This is a genomic window from Hymenobacter sp. R533113 (assembly GCF_056835965.1).
In genome coordinates this window covers 538,219-554,424 of record NZ_JAKWBD010000013.1, presented here as the reverse complement: position 1 = coordinate 554,424, position 16,206 = coordinate 538,219, and the positions used below count along the sequence as shown (strand labels likewise).

At 51.6% G+C, this 16,206-nt stretch carries 8 protein-coding genes; 3 read left to right on the top strand and 5 right to left on the bottom strand.

Features of this window, described 5'->3' with window-relative positions; all coding sequences use genetic code 11:
- Positions 1-82: 82 nt before the first annotated feature.
- The 5 genes from MKZ35_RS11420 to MKZ35_RS11400 form a co-directional block, all read right to left on the bottom strand.
- The gene (locus tag MKZ35_RS11420; RefSeq protein ID WP_482513411.1) at positions 83-1,723 is read right to left on the bottom strand and encodes a RagB/SusD family nutrient uptake outer membrane protein; all 1,641 of its coding nucleotides are present in this window, start codon (positions 1,721-1,723) and stop codon (positions 83-85) included.
- Between the two features lie 13 nt (positions 1,724-1,736).
- The gene (locus tag MKZ35_RS11415) at positions 1,737-4,901 is read right to left on the bottom strand and encodes a SusC/RagA family TonB-linked outer membrane protein (RefSeq protein ID WP_482513410.1); all 3,165 of its coding nucleotides are present in this window, start codon (positions 4,899-4,901) and stop codon (positions 1,737-1,739) included.
- A gap of 209 nt (positions 4,902-5,110) precedes the next feature.
- Positions 5,111-6,292 carry a cytochrome c gene (locus tag MKZ35_RS11410; protein WP_482513409.1) on the bottom strand — a complete coding sequence of 394 codons (1,182 nt, stop codon included), beginning with the start codon at positions 6,290-6,292 and terminating at the stop codon, positions 5,111-5,113.
- 326 nt (positions 6,293-6,618) lie between these two features.
- Positions 6,619-8,061, bottom strand: coding sequence for a SusD/RagB family nutrient-binding outer membrane lipoprotein (locus MKZ35_RS11405; protein WP_482513408.1), 1,443 nt, complete (start codon positions 8,059-8,061; stop codon positions 6,619-6,621).
- Positions 8,062-8,139: 78 nt separating this feature from the next.
- Complete coding sequence (locus tag MKZ35_RS11400; protein WP_482513407.1) at positions 8,140-11,265, bottom strand: SusC/RagA family TonB-linked outer membrane protein; 3,126 nt, start codon at positions 11,263-11,265, stop codon at positions 8,140-8,142.
- Between the two features lie 386 nt (positions 11,266-11,651).
- Between MKZ35_RS11400 and MKZ35_RS11395 the strand changes: the two genes are divergently transcribed.
- The 3 genes from MKZ35_RS11395 to MKZ35_RS11385 are packed head-to-tail and all read left to right on the top strand — an operon-like array spanning position 11,652 to position 16,156.
- Complete coding sequence (locus MKZ35_RS11395; RefSeq protein WP_482513406.1) at positions 11,652-14,690, top strand: SusC/RagA family TonB-linked outer membrane protein; 3,039 nt, start codon at positions 11,652-11,654, stop codon at positions 14,688-14,690.
- A 21-nt stretch (positions 14,691-14,711) separates the two neighbouring features.
- On the top strand, positions 14,712-15,500 hold the full coding sequence (locus MKZ35_RS11390; RefSeq protein WP_482513405.1) for a hypothetical protein: 789 nt from the start codon (positions 14,712-14,714) through the stop codon (positions 15,498-15,500).
- Positions 15,464-16,156, top strand: coding sequence for a RagB/SusD family nutrient uptake outer membrane protein (locus tag MKZ35_RS11385; RefSeq protein WP_482513404.1), 693 nt, complete (start codon positions 15,464-15,466; stop codon positions 16,154-16,156). Before MKZ35_RS11390 ends, MKZ35_RS11385 begins: the two co-directional genes overlap by 37 nt.
- The last annotated feature ends 50 nt before the right edge of the window (positions 16,157-16,206 follow it).

Genomic DNA, 16,206 nt, shown 5'->3' with positions numbered 1-16,206 from the left:
TTCAAACGTTTTTCATTAAGCTCACTAAAGCAAAAAAGCCCCCCAGAATACTCTGGGGGGCTTTTTATTATGCTTCAATCAATTAATAGCCAGGATTCTGCGCTATGTTCGGATTGTTGGCAATCTCAATAGCCGGAATGGGCCATAAAAAGCGCGGGTCCGTGTAGGGAATCGGGGCGACACTACCTGTTACGGTAATGGGTGCACCTCCGCACCGATAGTTCGCGATGACAGCTTGGGCAGCTGAAAACTTACGGGGAACTCCACCTGAAGTGAAGTTAGGATCCAACACCAGACGGTGGATGTCATCCCAGCGGAAGCCTTCTGCTACCAGCTCAATACGACGCTCATTGAGAATAGCTTGCAGCAAGCTAATTTGGGTAGGGAAGGAGGCTGCCGTATACTGATCAGCAGTCGTTGTTACCGACCGGTTGCGAACCGCATTCAGCAAAGCTAGTGCCTGGGCCGAATTGCCAACCCTGGCTTGGGCCTCAGCTTGGTTTAGCAGCACCTCCGCATAACGGATAATAGGTGCAAAGTCGCTTCCGGTAGCTACATCCCTGTACTTAAAGCTGAAATACCGGACGGGGGACGCTTGCAGCAGTTGGGTGCGGCGCAAATCGGTACAAGTCCAAAAGCTGGCGTTGTATAGGTTAGGGCTGATGGCAATCAGGCCGCGTCCGTTCAGACCTACGGGAGGTGGGGAGCTGGAACCGAAGAACGAAGGCAAAGCACCATTGACTCCCGGGTTATCGTCTGAGCTATTCTCAATCGAGAAAATATTCTCAACAGTAGCGCCCGCAATACCGGGGAAAGCCGCCAAGGGAGTAGCCGTGAGGGCGAAGCCACCAATCGGGCTGGTGAAGCTAGTCGTGCCCGAAATCAGCTTCGCGCCTTCCGTTACTACGGCAGCATAGTTGCCTTGGTGTAGCAGAACCCGCTGCTTGAGGGCAATGGCTGCACCTTTGGTAGCGCGTGTTGCCCGGTTGGCGACGCCGCCCGTACGAGTAGCCGGCAGATTATCCTCCGCAAACTTCAGGTCGTCCAGCATCAGGGTATAGCCTTCAGCCACCGTGTTTCGAGTCTGCGCTCTGGCTCGCTCCACCGTGGTGGTGCTGTTGATAGCAAAATCCCGTACTGGTACGCCGGGGTTACTACCTTGTCCGTCAGCGTATGGCTTGGCAAAGTGCAGCAGCAGCTCATGGTAGGCTAAAGCCCGCAGGAAACGGGCTTCCCCTTCAAATGCAGCGGCGTCAGCGGCTGGAATCAGGTTGGCAGTGCCGGCAGCTCGTACGCCTTCAATAACCACGTTGGACTGGTTAATCAAGGCAAAGAGCGTTGACCACATGTTCACCACGTTCGGGCTCGACGACGTGATGGTGTTGGCATAGACGATACCAAAGAAACCAGCCAGATCGACCACATCAGCGCCGCGAATATCGTCCAGCTCGGTGGCAGCCGCTCCAAAAGGATAGCCTCGAACAGCTAGGCCAGTACCGTTCAGAGGGTCATAGAAGCCCGACTGAGCCGCGTTGTATAAGCCAGCCACCGACAAATTGACTTTGGCAACGTCCTCAAAAGCAGTTCCTTCAGCAACGCTATCCTGGGGTTCTAGATCAGTCACCTCGCAGGCGCTCAGACCCAAGCCCAGTGCCAAGAACGAAGTCAGCGCCAGCATACGGGTCTGGCGGGGGGCAAAACAATTCAAAATTCGATTAGTCATGAGTAGTTAAAGTTTAGAAGGCTGCGTTCAGACCCACCGTAAACACGCGCTGCTGCGGGTTGCCATTGAAGTCAATGCCAGCCTGCGAGTTGGTGTCGCCGTTCGCGTTTACTTCCGGATCAAGGCCTTTGTAGCCCGTGATAGTGAAGATATTCTGGGCCTGGGCGTAGATGCGCAAACGGCTTAGAGCAGCGAAGCCAGCAAAGCGCTGGGGAAGCGTGTAGCCAATCGTCGCGTTCTGCAGGCGCAGGAAGTCACCATCTTCCACGAAGCGGCTGGACGAAGCGTTGTTCAGGTTAATGAAATCCGAGTTAGCAAACTCCAGACGGGGCACGTTCGTTTGCTGGCCAGGCGTCGTCCAGCGGTCCAGAATCTCGGTGCCGTTGTTCAAAAACTCCATGCGCAGCAACTGCTGACGCGTCACGTTCATGATCTTATTGCCCCCCGAAAAGCGGAAGAACACTGCTAGATCAAGACCTTTGTACGTGAATGAGTTATTCACACCACCAAACCAAGTTGGGTTAGAGTTTCCCAGGATAAAGCGGTCCTCGTTAGCCAGCAAAGATGATCTGGGGGTGTTCAGCGCCGTATTGGCGTTACCGAAAATAATCTCTGCACCTGGATTGCTCGGATCGTACGCGTAGTAGGCATTATTAGCAATATTACCTTGTACCAATGAGCCATCACGCTTGCGGTAGATGGGGTTGCCATTAGCCGCGTTTACGCCCTGGAAATCGTAGCCATAGATGGAACCGATTGATTCGCCCACGCGAGTAACGTTGTAGGTGAATAGCAAGTCAGCGTTGTTGTCCTGGGCGTTCAGCTCCAATACCTCGTTTTTGTTCGTGGCGAAGTTGATATTGGTCGTCCAGTTGAAGTCCTCGTTGCTGATATTCTGCGTGTTAAGCGCGAATTCGAAGCCTTCGTTGCGCATCCGGCCAATGTTAGCGTTATAACCATTGTTGGGAACACCCAACGACAGAGGCGTACGCACGAACAGGATCAGATCATCAATGTTGTTCTGATAGTAGTCAGCCGTCAGCGTGAAACGGTTGTCCAGGAAACCAAGGTCAAGACCAATATCCTGTTTCTTCGATGACTCCCACTTCAGGTCTTGGTTACCAAACTGACCATTGATGTTATAGCCAATACCATTTTGCGAACCGTATTTAGCAGGGCCAAATAAGCTGGCGTAAGGGTAGTTACCGATTTCAACGTTACCAACCGCAGCGTAGCTGGCGCGTAGCTTCAGGTCAGATAGAACGCTGGTAACGCCTGAGCTTTTAAAGAAAGGCTCCTGCGAAATGCGCCAGCCGATCGAGGCACCAGGGAACGTGCCACGACGATTAGCTTCGGGTAGCGACGAAATAGCGTCGTTACGAACCGTAGCACTGAGCAAGTAGCGGTCTTTAAAGCCGTAGTTAACACGGGCAAAGTAAGAATCCAGACCACTCTCGCCGAAGCCGCCACCAATAGTAGGGGTAGCCAGGGTGCCAGTGATGATGTTGTTCGTGCCAAAATAACGATCCGAGATACCAGAACCAGTCGCGGAAAATGACTGAGCACGGGTTTTCTGGTATTCCAAACCTACCACTGCGCCTATCTTGTGCGCGTCGCCGAATTGCTTATCGTAAGCAATCGTGTTCTGCCAGTTCCAACGAACCGTAGGACCGAATTGCTGGAATACGATGCCATTCGAGCCGCGACCATCACCGTGACGAGGATCCAGGAACTGGAAGTCGTCGTTCAGGAACACGTCCGTGCCGTATTGGGTGCGCAGACGCAAGCCTTCCAAGGGCTGTACTTCAGCAAACACATTACCCAGAATACGGTAGTTGGTAGCATTAAATACGTTGTTGTCCAGCGCAAACAATACGTTCGTGTAGTTGAAGGAAATACCTTGCGTGTTGTTGCCCTGCCCAATTACAGCCGGGTTGACAGTACTGATGTAGGGAGTACCATCCTCGTTACGGGCAGGTACGTTCGGGAATACCGATAAGGCATTGAGTACGTTGCCCGACAAGCTGTTGCGGCCCGTATTCAAACCCTCGTTTTCTGTGCGGGTCAAACCTACGTTCATCCCTACGTTCAGCCATTTGGTTACTTCCTGATTCAGGTTAGCCCGGAAGGTAGCCCGCTTCAACGAGTTGCCCAGAATAACAGCGTTCTGGTCGGTGTAGCCGGCCGAGAAGTAGTAGTTGGTTTTCTCCGTAGCTCCGCCAATGGATATTACGTGGTTTTGCTGGAAGCCCGTGCGGAAAATCAAATCCTGCCAATCGGTGCTTACATTCTGCCCATTGCGCTCGAAAGGGAAAGCCTGAGGCTTTTCACCAACTGCGGCGTACTTCTCATTGCTGATTTCAATGAATTGCTCCGCGTTTAGTACGTCGTAGCGCTTAGTCGTTTTCGCCCATCCGAACCAGTTGTCATAGCTGATGGTAGCTTTGCCCAACTTACCTTTCTTGGTGGTAATCAGAATAACGCCATTGGCAGCCCGCGAACCGTAGATAGCTGTAGCTGAGCCGTCTTTCAGTACTTCGTAAGATTCAATGTCAGCTGGGTTAATATCACCCAAAGGGTTGTTCGGAGTTACTCCGCTTTGGCTACCCGTAATAACCGGGATACCATCAACAACAATCAGTGGTGAAGCACCCGAAGAGATAGAGTTGGTGCCACGAATCCGAATCCGGGGTGCTTGACCCAGAATGCCTGAGGGAGTAGTTACCTGTACACCGGCTGCCCGGCCAGCCAACTGCTGGTCAAAGCTGGGAGTAGCTAGGTTAGCTATTTCTTCGCCTTTAACGGAAGAGATAGAGCCCGTTACGTCCCGACGCTCCTGCGTACCATAACCAGTTACCACTACTTCACTAAGCTGTTTGGTATCGCCGGCCAATGCTACATTCAGTTCATTGTTGGTACCAATCTGACGCTCTAGTTGAATATAGCCGATAGAGCTGAATACTAGGGTGCCGCCTGTGCCAGGTACTGTTAGCGTGTAAGTACCGTCAGAGTTAGTTGAAATACCATTATTGGTGCCCTTTAACAATACCGTTACACCTGGCAAACCTTCCCCTGATTGACGATCTGTGACCCTTCCCGATACATTTCGGTCTTGGGCCGTGACTTGCTGTAGCAAGGTGAACATGAGCAATATGCTCATGAGTAAGATTCTTTTCATGCAAAGAAGATTTGGGTAAGAAGAAATGTGAAACTTAACTTTTGCTTTGCTAAAAATAGCGATGAATTGTTTAAAACAACATTTTTAATCTTTTTTTCGTAGAAAATGACTTGTTGAGTATTGTATTTATAGAGTATCAAAATCATCTCTTTCTAAATATATACTACAGAAAAGGGAGACATTTATAAAGCGTTAAGGCTATTGTCTTATCAGATTCGTTTTTCTTGGTCGCCTTTCTCATAGGGTAAAAAAAGCATTATTAAGTTTAGCATTTCGCTACGGCTTTCCATCAGATCCTGCGAGATAATGGTTCTGGGGGGCGAAAAAGGATTGCTAGGATTGTTAATCGTATTATCATAAGTGCCTTCCACTTGAATAACTGACCCTCTGGGAATCAGCGTTAAGTGTCGGAACTGGTAAGATTCCTGCCACCGAAAGTCCCATTCCGGAATACTAACTAAAGGGATGTCTTCCCCGTCCGGAGTAGTGGCCCATGCCTTAAAAGCTTTGCCAATCAAGTGCATATGCGGCCAGACATACAGCAAGGATAGATCAGTGCTAACCTTTAGCTGTACCCGAAACTTCTTAACGCTATCAGCTGGAATAACCAGCGGTGGCTCAATGGTGCCTAAGCCACCAGAACCGATGCTGGTAGCCTGAATCTCGCGCTTAATTGGGGTCTTGGTAAAGTAGAGCTTAATTTGAGACCAATCGGTGGTATCGGTACTGGAAGGCCCATAATGCGCGGTGAGTAAGATGACACCTCGCTTGGGCATCGTGAAGCCTATGCCCGCTGGAAACTCCTGTTTGCTTGCACCAGGTATCCAGCCCCCATAATAGGCCACATTCTGCATAAAGGGTTGGAACTCCTGCAAATTGGTAAGGAACTGATCCGACAATACATAGTCTTGACCGGCGTTGATATCGAGCTCAGTTCCTACCGATTGCACGGCATAGTTCGCGTGATGCAGAAGAGCACGATTACCAGGTACAAATTCCACGGCCTGCACGTTTTGATTAGCAGGTATCTCAAACGGAATCTTGAACATGACAAAGTTCTCGGTTCCATTGCCGCGAATCGCGAAGGCCTTTTTAGGCCGTAAAATCAAGTCAGGTTTACGCTGGGGGGCTTTTTCGATCGTTTGCGCGGGAGTTGCGCGTGCTACTTCAGGGCCGCGACTAGTGCCAGTGTCCGTCCACCGCCGGATCAGCGCTATCTGTTGGTCGGTTAGCCGCCGTTCGTTGGCGAAGGAAACATAGTGCGGGTCGGCCTTCCAAGGAGGCATATACCTGCTTTGCGTCACCGATTGAATGGTGCGTGCCCGTCGTGCTACATCCTGAAAGGTGAGTAAGGAGAAAGGGGCTGCTCCGCCAGGCTTGTGGCAAGGCATACAGCTGGTTTGGATAATCGGAGCAATATGCTCGGTGTAGGTTACTGATTTCTGCGCCTTAACTGCTTGAATGCCTAGCAGATTGAGCGCGCCAAAAAGTCCTATCAGTTGATATGTCTTTGTCCGGTAATGAACCGCAACGTGTTGAAAGGAGAAATACATAAGGGAGAGAGAAGCAATTCTATCTGGAGCAACAGCACAACGTGAAATTTACGGACAAATATTTTGGGTTTGACTCAGCCCGCCCCAAACACTACTAAGACAGGATAGTAACCACACAAAAAAAGCCCCCCAGAAGTCTGGGGGGCTTTTTTAAGAGGGAAAGATTAGAACTTATCCCACCAAAGCTTAGTAGTCAAAGCGTCAGCGCCTTGGTTAGCTACTGCAGCTTTATAGTTCGTCAGGTTTACCGACTGCTCATTGCCGGGGTAGCGGAGGCGGGTTGGCAATTTGGCCAAAGCGGCTTCTGGACCGGGCTTCAAATCATTTGGGTAATCCAAACGACGATACTCCGACCAAGCTTCCAAACCTTGCTGAAATAATGCAATCCACTTCTGGTTGCCAATGCTCTCCTTATAGTTAGTAGGATTGTAAACAACTGATGGCTGAGCTAAGTAAGCAGTAGTAGCAGTAGCGCTAATACCGAACTGGTCCATAGAAGCACGGATAGCGTCATTATAAGTAGTGGCAGCATTACCTGCAACAATACCACGAGCGATAGCCTCAGCGCGGAAGAAAAGAACTTCAGCATAAGTCATCAGTACACCTGGAGCTTCAGCGCGGGTGAAGTAAGCACCAAGGCGCGAAGTCTTAGACAAGCCCAAGCCATTGGCCGTCTCTGCGTCAATTCCATTAGGCACACCTACATAATCGCCGCCAGCATCTGGCTTCTCAGCAAATATGGCCAAGCGTGGGTCTTTCAACACCGTGAGCTTAGTTACGAGCGTCTTACTTACCCGGTGATCGTCACGCGTTTTGCGGTTCTCGTTGATGGGGTTGTTATTCGGAGCTGAACCACGATAAACCAGTTGTGCATTTTCCGTATTGCTCTGAATAAGCGTAGCAGGACTGGCAAGAACCTCTTTGATGATAGGCTCAGCAGTTGCTCTGTCTGCGTCGATGATGCGCATCGCTAAACGCAAACGCAAAGAGTTAGCAAACTTCCTCCATAGAGACATATTGCCATTGAAGAGAATGTCGCCAGCGATGGCGCTTCCCGATGGATCAATAAGCTTAGAAGCTTGGTCCAACTCAGCCAGAATGCCTTTGTATACATCTTGCTGCTTATCGTACTTCGGAGCCACAATTCCTTCCTTGAGGCGCAAAGCCTCCGAGTAAGGAATGTCCCCATAGATATCCGTCAGCAGCGAAAAAGTGTAAGAGCGCATGATCAGACCCACCGCCTGATAATTAGGGTTCTTTTGCTCCTGACCAAGCCGTACGATGGAAGTGAAGTCTTCCAGACCTTGGGAATAGAAGCCATTCCAGATGTTCTGGTAAGTGGTGGTACGGAAGAAGTAAGCATCCTCATCAGGATACTGAATCTTCGCCATATGCTGAACGATGATGTCACCACCATCCATGCTGGCTTCTACCCCGAACTGACGGTCGATTGTTGACTCGAGAGCATTGGTCAATACGAAGGCCGGGGTAGCGACTTCTGCTACGTTAGGATTCTTATTGATATCCTCGAAGCCTTTCTCACAAGCGCCCAATGCAAAGGTAAAGGGCACAATTAGAGCTAACTTCCGATACTTAGAAAATTTCATATAAGCTGTGATTTTAAGAGTGGTAGCTAATCGTTGTAATGTGCAAAACGCAGACAACAATCAGTCATTTTTGATTCCTTACAGCGTGAGGTTTACGTTGAAGCCGATGCTGCGCGTTGAAGGGATCTGGCCGAACTCCAAACCTTGGGCGTTGCCGCTGCTGAAAGAAGTCTCGGGATCAATGTTGGGCGCATTAGACTGAAGGATAGCCAGGTTACGACCAACTACAGATAAGCCAATAGTGCTGAAAGGAGTTTTGCTGATCAAACCCTTTGGCAACTGATACCCAACTTTGATTTCGCGGAGCTTCACGAAAGAAGCATCATAGATGCTCGACTCAGCTACGCTATTGCTATAGTAACGCTTGGTGTAGCTCTCAGCATTGCGGCTTACATCGTTAGGACGATAGGTCCCGTCGGCATTGGCGATTACACCTTCACCAATGATACCATTCTCACGGCCACGGAGCGAATTCTCTAACGTGCCAGCATAGTTACCCCAGGTATTACTTACAGAGTAAACATCACCGCCTTGGCGAGTATCGACTAGAACACTCAAATTGACGCCTTTGAAGCTAAAAGAGTTGCTGATACCACCAGTCCAGTTTGGGTTTACATTGCCCAATACTTTGCGGGTTGGGTCAATTCTAGGACGGCCAGTAGCATCATTGATAATCTGACCTTTGTATTCACCTTCTTCTACGCGAAGGAAGCCATTGCCAAACAAAGCACCGTAAGGCTGACCTACGCGAGCCTCTACGTTGGCATTCCACTGCTGGCCTAGCACGAGAGTTTGAAGCTCACCATTCAGTTCTTCCACCTTATTGCGGTTCAGGGCGAAGTTAGCCGTCAGATTCCACTGGAATGGGCTCTCAGGGGTTAGAGGAGCAACATTCAAAATAGCTTCAATGCCTTTGTTACGAATAACACCGGCATTTACCAGTTGGGTTGCGAAACCTGTTGAAGAAGAAACGAGCTGGTTGAAAATCTGGTCAACAGATTTCGTGTCGTAGCCAGTAAGTTCCAAGCCGATGCGGTCCTGTACGAAACGCACTTCAATACCTGCTTCCAGTGACTGCGTACGCTCAGGCCGCAAGTCTGGGTTGAGCAAGTCATTGCTGGCCGTAATAGCTGGATTGCTGCCGAATGGGGTGTTGAAAGGGAAGGTGTTTACAAGCTGATACGGATCCTGACCACCGTTACCTACTTCTGCATAGCTGGCACGCAGCTTAGCAAACGACAACACCGAATTCTGGATACCTAGAGCTTCGGTTACAATTAAGCTACCATCAACAGAAGGGTAGAAGAGGCTGTTGTTTGCATCGGCCAGGGTTGAATACCAGTCGTTACGACCTGTTACGCCAAGGAAAGCGAAGTTTTTGAAGCCTAATTTAGCCGAACCGTAGACGCTGTTTACACGCAATCTGTTGTCCAGGCTAGAAGGCTGCGTAGGGATAGCTGAGTTAGCCAATGTATAAATCCCAGGTACAGCTAGTTCGGGAGCACGACCACTGATCCGCTCAACTTTATTATCACGACGGTTTGCACCAACAGCAAAGTCAATATTGAAATTTTCCGACACGTCCTTGTTAGCCGTAGCCAGAATTTCTGAGTTACGCTCATTTACGTAGTACTCATCTTCCTCATAACTGCCACGAGGATTATCAATGTCACCGACAGCAATACGACGCTGACGCTTCTCTGAATACAAGTCATTGCCGGTACGGGCTGTTACGCTCAACCAGTTAGTCAACAGATAAGTCAACGAAAGCTGGCCATTGATGCGGTCGCGCCGATCATCATTGGTGTTTTCGTTTAGGGTGAAGTATGGGTTGTTGTGGTAGTTGTAGTTCCAGTTATACTTCTCACCATCACGCTCGTAGTCCTTCAACTCGGAGATGTCAACCTGACGACCAAACCAGTTGAACTGCTGCATTACGTTTTGAGCATCGTAGCCCAGGCCAGGACGACGGCCACGGTTCTGGGTGTAGGTAATGTCAGTCGACACTTTGAATTTCTTCGTGATATCAGTACCACCATTCACAGAGACGGTATTACGCTTCAGGAAGGTGTTTTCCAGGATACCAGTCTGGTCCAGATTAGTATAAGAGAGGCGAAAGTTAGCCTTGTCTGAAGAGCCCGACAACGAAACGTTGTTGTTCAGGGTACGGCCCGTACGGAAGAAGTCGCGTACGTTGTCTGGGTGAGCTACCCAAGGAGTGGGAGTACGGTTGCCAGCGGCATCAACTGGTGAGTTGAATTGTGGAATCAGGCGGCCATCGAGGCGTGGGCCCCAGCTTTCGTCCGAACCATCGTTTGTGCCGCTACCAGCGCCATCAACGAACTCAAACTCGCCACCGTTACCCTGACCATATTCATTCTGGTAGTCAGGGAGCTTTAAAACAGAGTCAAAAGTAGTCGTGCTGTTTACGCTAACACCTAAGCCTTGCTGCTTACGGCCTGATTTGGTGGTAATCAAGACAACACCGTTGGCAGCACGTGAGCCGTAAAGTGCAGCAGCGTTAGCTCCTTTCAGTACCGTAATCGACTCAATGTCATCGGGGTTGATGTCGGAAGCAGCGTTGCCGTAGTCTACGCCGCCGTTGCCGTTCGCAGCATCAAAGTTAGAGTTATCGATAGGTAAGCCATTCACTACGAATAGCGGCTGGTTGTTACCAGTGATAGAGCGGTTGCCGCGAATAACAATACGCGACGAGCTACCAGGTGAACCACCATTGCTATTGTTGATTGACACACCGGCTATGCGGCCTGAGAGTGAGTTAACCACGTTTGACTCACGAGCCTGCGTCAATACATCGCCCTGAACGTCTTGCACTGAGTAGCCCAAAGACCTTTTTTCCTCGGTACGACCCAGAGCCGTTACGACTACTTCGCCTAGCTGCTTGGTATCGGTGCCTAAGCTGACATCGATAACTGACTCAGTTCCAATAGCCCGCTCAACGTTCACATAACCGATAGAAGAGAAGGTCAATGTGGTAGCGGAAGCCGGTACGCTAATGGAAAAAGCACCTTCAGAGTTGGTAGAGCCTCCAGTAGAGGTACCCTTCACAAGTACTGTTACGCCTGGCAAGCCTTCGCCAGAAGCACGGTCCGTAACCCGGCCAGTAATGGTCCGATCCTGCGCGACAGCTTGCTGCAACAAGCTAGTCATGAGCAGAATGACCATAAATAAGAGTTTTTTCATTGGGTTGATAGTTTGGTGAGAGAAAGGGAAATTGAATTAGTGAGTGAATAACTATAGCAAGTATAGGTTAAAATGACAACTCAGCAAAGGTTAAAAGCTAAGAACTGCGCTAGCAGAGCCACTTTCCACATTAAAATAGTACCCTAATTCAGTAAGTATACTACTGTTGTAATATTGAATATTTCAAACAGAGGATGATGTGCTTATATAATTTTCTTGTGTTGCGTTAATTATTCTTAGTTAGCGCATCAGGGTTATATATTGGGACATAATAATTCTCAAAAACTTTTGCTTAGCTTGTCGGGGAAAATCATAGTTTTCACTAATTTATTTCCATTCCTCTCACCTAAACGCTTTTTCACTAAAACTAAACAATCTTAAACCACATGAAAAAAGCTTTATTCATTATCTTCTTGATGGTTACCGCGCTGTTGCAGCAGGTGGTAGCCCAGGATAGAAGTATTTCCGGACGAGTAACAGATGCGGGGAGCGGACAAGGTCTGCCGGGGGTGACAGTGTTGGTAAAAGGCACGACGGTGGGTGTTTCAACGGATACTGACGGAAGTTTTAGCTTGAGTGCCCCGGCTTCGGGCACAACGCTTACATTTTCCTCTATTGGTTATCTGACTGTTGAGCGACCGATCGGAAACGCTAGTACAATCAATGTGCAGCTGGCAACTGACACCCGTCAGTTGGAAGAGGTAGTAGTAACAGGTTTGGCCACCTCCATTAAGCGGTCTAACTTGGCTAACGCCGTAACCACTGTTTCGGCCAAAGAACTGATTGGCAGCACTCGACCGGTGACAGTGGACGCGGCCTTGAATGGCAAAGTAGTGGGCGCTAATATCGCCCAGACTTCCGGGGCTCCTGGCGGTGGTGTCAGTATTCAGCTGCGGGGCATCTCGACGCTAACCGGTAACGCGCAGCCGCTCTACATCATCGACGGCGTTTATGCCGTCAATGCAGAGGTTGGTAACGGTTCCGGTAGCGCCGCCTTTTCGCAAGCCGCCTCTACTATTGCAGGCCGTACCACCCAGGATAACCCAGTGAACCGTATTTCCGACATCAACCCTAACGACATCGAGAGCATCGAGGTGCTGAAGGGTTCGAGTGCGGCGGCCATCTATGGTCAGCGCGCCAATGCCGGGGTTATCATCATCAAAACCAAGCGCGGCGCGGCCGGTCAGACCCGAATAGGCTTTACCCAAGACCTGGGCTTTGCCAAAGCCATCCGCCTGCTGGGCAAGGAAGACTTTACGCCCGCCAAAATAGACGCGCGGAATCCTATCGCAAACAATGCGACTGCCGCGCAGATTGCCACTATAACTGCGGCGCGGAACGCGGAGAAAGCGCTCTTGGCTGACGCGCAAAGCGGCGGCCGGATCTACGATTATGAAAAGGAAATTTTTGGCAACACCGGCTTTATCCGCAACACGTCGCTAAATATTTCGGGTGGCACGGAGCGCACCAAATTCTATGTGTCGGGTACGACTACCGACGAGGGCGGCATCGTAAAAAACACAGGTTTCGAGCGCCACTCTATCCGGGCCAACGTGGACCAGAAGATAGGCAATCGGATTGATATCGGCCTGACGTCGAGCTACACTAACTCGCAAAATCGCCGCGGTTTTACTGGTAATGACAATGCGGGTGTCAGCTTGGGCTATACCTTGGCTTACACGCCGAGCTATGCCCAGTTGCAGCCCAACGAGGCAGGAATCTTCCCCGATAATCCCTACGCTGGCGACAATCCGTTGGCTATTGTGGAGCGGGGAAGAAATGAAGAAACTACCAACCGTGTCGGTCAGGCCGCCAATGCTACGCTGCGCATTTTGGACCGTGATAATTCCTCCCTACGCCTAGCCGTGCAGGGCGGTATAGACTTCGCGAACAGCTTTGCTTTCCTGGCGCTACCCGCTGACTTGCAGTCGCAGCGCGGTCTGCCCAATCCTGGCGCCGTGCGTGCGGTCAATAACCGGTTTTTCAACTCCAACGTCCAGGCCTTCCTGATTTACGATTGGAGCCTAGGCGAAGGTATCAATCTGACCTCACAGATTGGCTCTGTCCGCTTGCGCCTTGACCAGACCCTGAGCTACAGCCAAGGGCAGAACCTGGCTCCTGGCACTCCGCTCTCGCCTAACCGCGCTTCGCTCTTCACGCAGGACGTGACCTTCTCCTCTGAGCAGGATATCGGGCAGGTGGCCCAGCAGGAAGTCAACTTCCGCGACCAGATTATCGCCACTGCCGGCATCCGCTTCGACAAGTCGAACCGCAACGGCGACCCAAACAAGTACTTCGCTTTCCCTCGCGCCTCGTTGGCCGTGAACCTGGCCAAGTTTGGCTTCTTGGAGCTGCCATCCGTCAATCTGGTGAAGCTGCGTGCGGCCTACGGCTCAACCGGCGCTCCGGCCTTCTTTAACGCGACGTTCTCCCCACTGGTGAACATCAGCACCGGCGGCCGGCCGGGCTTCCTGCCGTCTACGGTAATCGGCAACGCGGGGATTGAACCGGAGCGCGCTACGGAACTGGAAGGTGGTATTGACCTAGGCTTTCTTGATAACCGCATCAGCCTGGAGGCTACGGTTTATCAGAAGGTTGCTAAGGATCTGATTCAGCAGTTCCCCTTGGCCACTTCCACTGGTGTAAACGCCATTCGGGCCTTCCCGGTAGGCGACCTGCGCAACCGCGGCCTGGAATTGTCCCTGGCCGTGAATCCGGTCCGCGCCAGCAATTTCAGCTGGACCTCAACTACCCTGTTCTCGCTCAACCGCACGGAGGTAACGCGTATCACGGTGCCTGACTTCAACACTGGCTTGGGCTTCGGGGGCACTTTCGGGCGCAATATTTTCCGGCTGGGTGATTCTCCTTCCCGCTGGTATGGTACCCCGGTTAGTGCCACTGAAAACCCAACCATCCTGGGTAACCTGACCCGCTACGATGAGGCCCAGCCGAAGTTTATTATGTCGTTTATCAACAACTTCACCATCGCCAAGAATGTGGAAGCGAGCTTCCTGCTGGCTTGGCGTAAGGATTCTTACACCAGTAACCTGAGCCAATTGCTCAAGGATGAAGGCGGCACGACTGAGGATTGGAGCCAAGACGACGATGGCGACGGCGAGGTAAACGGCATTCAGCGGCAAGGCGGCACGGCTCGGCAATTCATCCAAAACAGCGGCTACGTGCGCCTGCGCGAGGCCAGTATCTACTACTCACTGCCCGCCAGCCTGCGCACCAGCATATTCAAGGATTACGTGCGCAACATCCGGATTGGCGTGTCAGGGAACAATCTGCTCACCTTTACGGATTATGTGGGCTACGACCCCGAGGTGTCGCTGTTTGGCTCCACGACCAACGCTGCTCAGGTAGACGTGACGAGCTTCCCGAACACCCGGCGCGTGTTTTTCCACCTGAATCTTGACTTTTAATTCCTTTTCTTATTCTGACCCATGTCAACTACTATAAATTTTCGATACCGCCCTTTGCTGCTGACGGGTGCCCTAGCGGCCTTGCTTACGGCAAGCGGGTGTAAAGACCTGACCGAGATTGATCCCGTTACGGACCCCAACAACCCCAGCATTGAAAGCGTCATCACCAATGCCAGCAAGCCGCAGATTGACGCGCTGGCAGTCGGCGTTGAGGCGTCCTTGCGCCTCGGCCACGCCAACAACAGCTCCTCCAATCGAGTACTAGGGACCTTGGGGCGGGAAGTAACCGTGCAAGCCTCGACTGAGAGTCGCTGGTACTACGATCTACAGGGCCGGCAGGGCGGTGGCAATAACTCTGTTGCGGTGCTGGACGACGCGGCCTTCTATAATGGGCAATACTCGGATTTTGCCCGCGTGGGTCGGGCTGCCCGCGTGTTCCGCACATCAGCCAACGGTACGTCTGTGCTCGTGCTCGATGCCGCCCAGAAAAAAGGGGTCGACGGCTTCACCCGCACCTATGAGGCGCTAAGCAAGCTGCACATACTTAACCTACAGGGTGCTAATGGCATCCGCGTCGATCTGGACAATATCCTCAAGCCGGGCAAGTTTGTTGCGCCAGCGGAGGCCCTGACCAATATCCGGCAGCAACTCGACGAGGCCAATACGGACCTGGGCGCGGCCGGCGCGACCTTCGCTTTCCCCTCTCCAGCGGATTTGCCGGCTTTAACACGCCCGCTACGTTTGCCCGCTTCAACCGGGCCCTGGCTGCCCGCGTGGCCCTCTACCAGGGCGACTTTGCGGGTGCCCTGACGGCCCTCAATGCCTCGTTCTATGACCGGGCCGGCAGTCTGACCCTGGGACCTAAAATCGTGTTTAGCCCAACCACGGCTAACGATGTGGGCAACCCGTACTTCCAGGCCCCGGATGCGTCACTCTCGACTCTGGTGTCGGTGCCTGACAACTTTGTGACAGAAGCGGAGCCCGGCGACACTCGTCTGGCAAAGGCTCCCCGACGCACTACGCCGCAGGTGGTGGGCCTTATCACGGGTAATTATGAAGCTCGCGTGTTCGCAACGCAAAGCTCGCCGCTGGATATCATCCGCAATGAGGAGTTGATTCTTATTGCCGCTGAGGCCCGCGTTGGTACCAATGACTTAGCTGGCGCGTTGCTCGACATCAACGCCATTCGGACCCGCGCTGGTGGCCTTACGGCCCGGACGGCGGCTTCGCTGGCTAATAGCACGGCTTACATAGATGAGATCCTAGCCCAGCGTCGCTACTCCCTGTTCTATGAAGGTCACTACTTAGTAGACCTGCGCCGCCTCAACCGCCTGCGGACAGCGGTTTCGCCGGCTATTGGCCTGCGTCCGGCGCAGACACTGGCTTACTCAACCGCTCCTTATAAGTTGTTTCCCAATCTGGAACGCCCATCGGCTGAAAAGGCCTGGGATATTGCGAATCCGTAATCATATTATGACCATTTAGTTGCCAAAAAAGCCCCCCAGCGAACAGCTGG

Bases quoted from the DNA above. Each gene is read 5' to 3' on its own strand.
- MKZ35_RS11420 (WP_482513411.1), bottom strand. From the start codon at position 1,723: ATGACTAATCGAATTTTGAATTGTTTTGCCCCCCGCCAGACCCGTATG.
- MKZ35_RS11390 (WP_482513405.1), top strand. From the start codon at position 14,712: ATGTCAACTACTATAAATTTTCGATACCGCCCTTTGCTGCTGACGGGT.
- MKZ35_RS11410 (WP_482513409.1), bottom strand. From the start codon at position 6,292: ATGCCTTGCCACAAGCCTGGCGGAGCAGCCCCTTTCTCCTTACTCACC.
- MKZ35_RS11395 (WP_482513406.1), top strand. From the start codon at position 11,652: ATGAAAAAAGCTTTATTCATTATCTTCTTGATGGTTACCGCGCTGTTG.
- MKZ35_RS11415 (WP_482513410.1), bottom strand. From the start codon at position 4,901: ATGAAAAGAATCTTACTCATGAGCATATTGCTCATGTTCACCTTGCTA.
- MKZ35_RS11405 (WP_482513408.1), bottom strand. From the start codon at position 8,061: ATGAAATTTTCTAAGTATCGGAAGTTAGCTCTAATTGTGCCCTTTACC.
- MKZ35_RS11400 (WP_482513407.1), bottom strand. From the start codon at position 11,265: ATGAAAAAACTCTTATTTATGGTCATTCTGCTCATGACTAGCTTGTTG.